Annotated in this window: 2 protein-coding genes; both read right to left on the bottom strand. The window is 73.1% G+C overall.

The annotated features are described in order from the left end of the window. The coding region (locus tag ACZ3YL_RS42300; protein ID WP_465663174.1) for an amino acid adenylation domain-containing protein at positions 1–5728 on the bottom strand (5728 nt) is incomplete at its 3' end. A 79-nt stretch (positions 5729–5807) separates the two neighbouring features. Continuing rightward, positions 5808–6074 (bottom strand): acyl carrier protein (locus tag ACZ3YL_RS42295; protein WP_465663172.1); only part of this gene is annotated, 267 nt, incomplete at its 5' end.

The following is a 6074-nucleotide window of genomic DNA, read 5'->3' as shown; positions in this document are numbered from 1 at the left end:
GGTTCCAGCGGACGATGTCGCCGGTGCGGTACATGCGTTCGCCCTTGTCGCCGTACGGGCAGGCGACGAAGCGTTCGGCGGTCAGGGCGGGGCGGCCGGCGTAGCCGCGGGCCAGGCCCGCCCCGGCGATGTACAGCTCGCCCGGCACCCCGACGGGGACGGGCTGCAATCCGTCGTCCAGGACGTACGCCCGGGTGTTGGGCAGGGGGCGTCCGATCGGGACGGTGGTGGGCACCTCGGCGACAGTGGCCATGGGGTGGTGGGTGGCGAAGGTGGTGGTCTCGGTGGGGCCGTAGCCGTCGACCACGGTGAGGCCGGGGCAGGCGGTCATCACCCGGCGGACGGCGGCGGGGGAGACCACGTCTCCGCCGGTCCACACCTCGCGGAGGCCGGCGAAGAGCCCCGGGTCCTCGGTGGCCATGACGTTGAACAGACCGGCGGTGAGCCAGGCCGCGGTGACTCCGCCCTGGTTGATGGTGGCCGCGAGGTCGGTGACGCCGAGGCGGCCGGGCGGGGCGAGGACGAGGCTGCCGCCGGAGAGCAGGGGGGCCCAGAGTTCGTAGGTGGAGGCGTCGAAGGCGGTGGGGGAGTGGACCAGGACGCGTGCGTGGCCGCCGTCCGAGAAGGTGCCGCCGAGGGCGAGGTCGACGATGGCGCGGTGGGTGATACCGATGCCCTTGGGGATGCCGGTGGAGCCGGAGGTGTGCATCACATACGCCAACTGGTCATCTCTGAGCGGTAGTTCGAGGTTGTCGGCGGTCTCCTCGCCGATCGCGAGGGTGGTGAGCCCGGCCAGGGCGGGGTGGTCGGTGTCGGTGACGGCGAGGGTGGCGCCCGCGTCCGCGAGGACGGCGAGCAGGCGGTCCTGGGGCTGGGCACTGTCCAGCGGGACGTACGTGCCGCCGGCCTTGAGCACCGCCAGCAGGGTGACCACCAGTGCGGGGGAGCGTTCCAGGAGCACCGCCACCGGAGTCTCGGCGCCGCAACCCGCTTCGGTCAGCCGCAGCGCCAATCCGTTGGCGCGGGCGTTGAGTTCGGCGTAGGTCAGGGTGTCATCGCCCGCCACCAGCGCGATCGCGTCCGGCGTGGCGGCGGCCCGGGCTTCGAACAGCGAGGGCACCGCCGCCGTCGGCAGCGCGGTGACCGGGCCGTTCCAGCCGGTCAGCAACCGCTCCCGCTCGGCCGGGCTGAGGATCTCGATGGTGCCGATGGGGGCGTCGGGGTCGGTGGCGGCGGCGTCCAGGACGCGCAGCAGGCGTTCGGCGAGGGTGGCGACGGTGGCGTGGTCGAAGAGGTCCGCCGCGTACTCGATCGCGCCGGAGAGTCCGCCCGGTTCGCCCTGGTCGTTCGGCCCGCCCTGCCCGTCCTGCCCGCTCTGCCTGTTCGGCCCGCTCGGCCTGTTCGGCCCGCTCGGCCGGTTCGGCTCGGAGAAGCCGAAGGAGAGGTCGAACTTGGCCACATGGAGGTCGAAGTCCAGCTCGCTGCAGCCCAGTTCGCCGAAGGTCCGCGGAGCCTTCTCCTGGTTCTCCAGGGCGATCAGGGTCTGGAAGAGCGGGTGGCGGGCGGGGGTGCGGGTGGGGTTGAGTTGTTCGACCAGGCGCTCGAAGGGGATGTCCTGGTGGTCGAAGGCGTCCAGGTCGGTGCGGCGGACGCGGTTGAGCAGTTCGCGGAAGCTGGGGTTGCCGGTGGTGTCGGTGCGCAGGACGAGGGTGTTGACGAAGAAGCCGACCAGGTCGTTCAGCGCCTCGTCGGTGCGTCCGGCGGTGGGGGTGCCGAGCGGGAGGTCGGTGCCGGCGCCGAGGCGGGTGTAGAGGGTGGCGACGGCGGCCTGGAGCACCATGAACAGGCTGGCGCGGTTGGCGGTGGCCAACTCAGCGAGCCGCTGGTGCAGTTCGGCGTCCACGGTGAACTCGACCAGTTCGCCCCGATGGCTGGGGGTGGCCGGTCGCGGCCGGTCGTAGGGCAGCGGCAGCTCTTCAGGAGCGTCAACCAAGGACTGATGCCAGAAGGCGAGTTGCTGCCCGACCAGGCTGTCCCGGTCGTCCTCGGCGCCGAGGACCTCGCGCTGCCAGAGGGTGTAGTCGGCGTACTGCACCGGCAGTGGCTGCCAGTCGGGGGCAGAGCCGGCGGTGCGGGCCCGGTAGGCCTCGCCCAGGTCGCGGAAGAGTGGGGCCACGGACCAGCCGTCGCTGGCGATGTGGTGCAGCAGGACCAGCAGCACGTGCTGGTCCTGCGGCAGCGAGAACAGCCCCGCCTGGAAGGGGAGTTCGGTGGCCAGGTCGAAGGTGTGGCCGATGGCCCGGTCCAGCAGGGCGGTCAGCTCGGTCTCGTCGGCCGCTCGGGTGACCGTCAGGCTGGGCTCGACGCCGTCGGCGACCAGCTGGTGGGGTTGGCCGTCGGCGGTGGGGAAGAGGGTGCGCAGCACCTCGTGCCGGGCGACCACGTCCTTCAGTGCCTCGGCCAGGGCGGTGGCGTCGACCGTTCCGGTCAGCCGGAGTGCGAAGGGGGTGTTGTAGAGGGCGCTGGGGCCCTCGAACTGGTCGATGAACCAAAGGCGTTGCTGGGCGTACGAGAGGGGCACCCGCTCGGGGCGCTCCCGGGGCAGCAGTCGGGCGCGCACCGGGTCGGCGCCTTCGCCGAGGTGTTGGGCCAGCCCGGCGATGGTCGGGGTGTCGAAGAGGGTGCGGATGGGGAGTTCGGTGCCGAGGGCGGTGCGGATGCGGCTGGTGAGCCGGGTGGCGAGCAGGGAGTGGCCGCCGAGGTCGAAGAAGTTGTCGTCGATGCTCGGTTCGGCCACCTGGAGGACCTCGGCGAACAGTGCGCACAGGGTCTGCTCGGTGGCGTTGCGGGGCGCCCGGCCGGTGGTCGTGGCGGAGTAGTCGGGGGCGGGGAGGGCGCGGCGGTCGACCTTGCCGTTGGGGGTGACGGGCAGGGTGTCCAGGGTGACGATCGCGGCCGGGAGCATGTAGCCGGGGAGGCGGTCGGCGGCGAAGGCGCGCAGTTCCTCGGGGGTGGCGGCGCCGGTGACGTAGGCGACCAGGCGCTTGTCGCCGGGCTGGTCCTGGCGGACGGTCGCGACGACCTGGCGGACAGCGGGGTGGGCGGCGAACGCCGCCTCCACCTCGGCGAGTTCGATCCGGAAGCCACGGATCTTGACCTGGTCGTCCGTTCGACCGACGAACTCCAGTTCGCCCATGGTGGTCCAGCGGGCGAGGTCGCCGGTGCGGTACATCCGGTCGCCGGGTTCGCCGTACGGGCAGGCGACGAAGCGCTCGGCGGTCAGGGCTGGTCGGCCGGCGTAGCCGCGGGCCAGGCCGTTGCCCGCGAGGTACAGCTCGCCCGGGACGCCCACCGGGACGGGCCGGAGGGCGTCGTCCAGGACGTAGGCCCGGGTGTTGGGCAGGGGCCGTCCGATGGGGATGGCGCCGGCCACGTCGGCGAGGGTGGCCATGGGGTGGTGGGTGGCGAAGGTGGTGGTCTCGGTGGGGCCGTAGCCGTTCACCACGCGCAGGCCGGGGCAGGCCTCCAGGACGCGTCGCACGGCGGCCGAGGAGACGATGTCTCCGCCGGTCCACACCTGGTGCAGTCCGGCGAAGGTCTGCGGGGCCTCGGCGGCCAGCACGTTGAACAGGCCGACCGTCATCCAGGCGGCCGTCACCCGGCCCCGGTCGATGGTGGCCGTGAGTTCGGTGACGCCGAGGCGGCCGGGCGGGGCGAGGACGAGGCTGCCGCCGGAGAGCAGGGGGGCCCAGAGCTCGTAGGTGGAGGCGTCGAAGGCGGTGGGGGAGTGGACCAGGACGCGTGCGTGGCCGCCGTCCGAGAAGGTGCCGCCGAGGGCGAGGTCGACGATGGCGCGGTGGGTGATGCCGATGCCCTTGGGGATGCCGGTGGAGCCGGAGGTGTGCATCACATAGGCCAACTGGTCATCGCTGAGGGTTAGTTCGAGGTTGTCGGCGAGAGCGGTGTCGACCGCGAGGGTGGTGAGCCCGGCCAGGGCGGGGTGGTCGGTGTCGGTGACGGCGAGGGTGGCGCCCGCGTCCGCGAGGACGGCGAGCAGGCGGTCCTGGGGCTGGGCACTGTCCAGCGGGACGTACGTGCCACCGGCCTTGAGGATGCCCAGCAGGGTGACCACCAGTGCGGGGGAGCGCTCCAGGAGCACCGCCACCGGAGTCTCGGCGCCGACGCCTGCCTCGGTCAGCCGCCGCGCCAACCCGTTGGCGCGGGCGTTGAGTTCGGCGTACGTCAGGCTGTCATCGCCCGCCACCAGCGCGATCGCGTCCGGCGTGGCGGCGGCCCGGGCTTCGAACAGCGAGGGCACCGTCCCCGCCGGCAGCGCGGTGACCGGGCCGTGCCGGCCGGTCAGCAACTGCTCCCGCTCCGCCGGGCCGAGGACCTCGATCGCGCCGATGGGCGCGTCCGGCTCGGCGGCGGCCGCCCGCAGCACCCGGACCAGGCGCTCGCCCAGGGTGGTGGCGGTGGCGTGGTCGAAGAGGTCCGCGGCGTACTCGACGGCCCCGGTCAGGCCGTTGGCGGCGCCGCCGGCGTCGTGCTGCTCGACGAAGGCGAAGGAGAGGTCGAACTTGGCCAGGTGCTGGTCGAGGACGTACTCCCGGCAGGTGAGCCCGGCGAAGTCGGAGGGGAGGTCCCCGTCGCTGTCCAGGGTCACCATGGTCTGGAACAGCGGGTGCCGGGCCGGGAGCCGGGCCGGGTTGAGCTGTTCGACCAGGCGCTCGAAGGGGACGTCCTGGTGGTCGAAGGCGTCCAGGTCGAGCCGTCGGACGCGCTCCAGCAGCTCGCGGAAGCTCGGGTCGCCCGAGGTGTCGGTGCGCAGCACGACGGTGTTGACGAAGAAGCCGACCAGGTCGTCGAGGGCTTCGTCGGCGCGTCCGGCCACCGCGGTGCCCAGTGGCAGGTCGGTGCCGGCGCCGAGCCGGGTGTAGAGGGTGGCGACGGCGGCCTGCAGCACCATGAGCAGGCTGGCGCGGTGCTCGGCCGCCAACCGGGCCAGTGCCGCGTGGAGTTCGGCGTCCAGGGTGAGGACGGCGGAGCCGCCGCGGTGGCTCGGTGCGGCCGGGCGCGGGCGATCGCGGGGGAGGTCCAGCTCTTCCGGCGCCTCGGTCAGAGTGCGCTGCCAGTAGGCGAGTTGGGTGGCGAGCAGGCTCTCCGGGTCGTCCTCGGTGCCGAGCACCTCGCGCTGCCAGAGGGTGTAGTCGGCGTACTGGACGGGCAGCGGCTCCCACTGCGGAGCGGCGCCGGCGAGACGGGCCCGGTAGGCGTCGTCCAGGTCGCGGAAGAGCGGGGGGACGGACCAGGCATCGCTGGCGATGTGGTGCATCAGGACCAGCAGCACGTGCTCCTCGTCGGCGAGCGAGAACAGCGTGCACCGGACGGGGAGTTCGCTCGCGAGGTCGAAGACGTGCCGCACCGCCGCGTCCAGCCGCACCGACAGTTCGGCCTCGTCGGCCACCACCTCCGCCGCCACCGTGACGGACTCGACGGCGGGGCTGTCCGGCTCGGCGATGGACTGCTGCGGCCGGCCGTCGGTGGCCGGGAAGGTGGTGCGCAGCACCTCGTGCCGGGCGAGGACGTCCCGCAGGGCGACGGAGAGCACGGCGGTGTCGATCCCGCCGGCCAGCCGGACGGCGAACGGGGTGTTGTAGAGCGCGCTCGGGCCCTCGAGCTGTTCGATGAACCACAGCCGCTGCTGCGCGAACGACAACGGGATCACGGTGTGCCTCCGGCGGGTGACGTGCAGACTTGGGGACTTGACGGTCGGGCCACCGGGGACGGTCGGTGGCGCGCGTGACCTACGAAGGGCTGCCGGGCCGGCGCATCGGCCGGAGGGCGGGGCGGGCCTTGCGGGCCGCGGGCAGCGCGGTGGAGAGTTCCCCGACCGTGGGGTGGTCCCACAGGGTGCGGATCGACAGTTCGACGCCGAGGGCGGTGCGGATGCGGCTGACCAGTTTGGTGGCGAGCAGGGAGTGGCCGCCGAGGTCGAAGAAGCTGTCGTCGATGCTGAGGGCGGGCACACCGAGGGTTTCGGCGAACAGTGCGCAGAGCGTCCGCTCGGCGGC

The organism is Kitasatospora sp. NPDC023176 (genome assembly GCF_055560495.1).
Note: the sequence above shows the minus strand (reverse complement) of the source record. Positions and strands in the feature narration are given on the sequence as shown.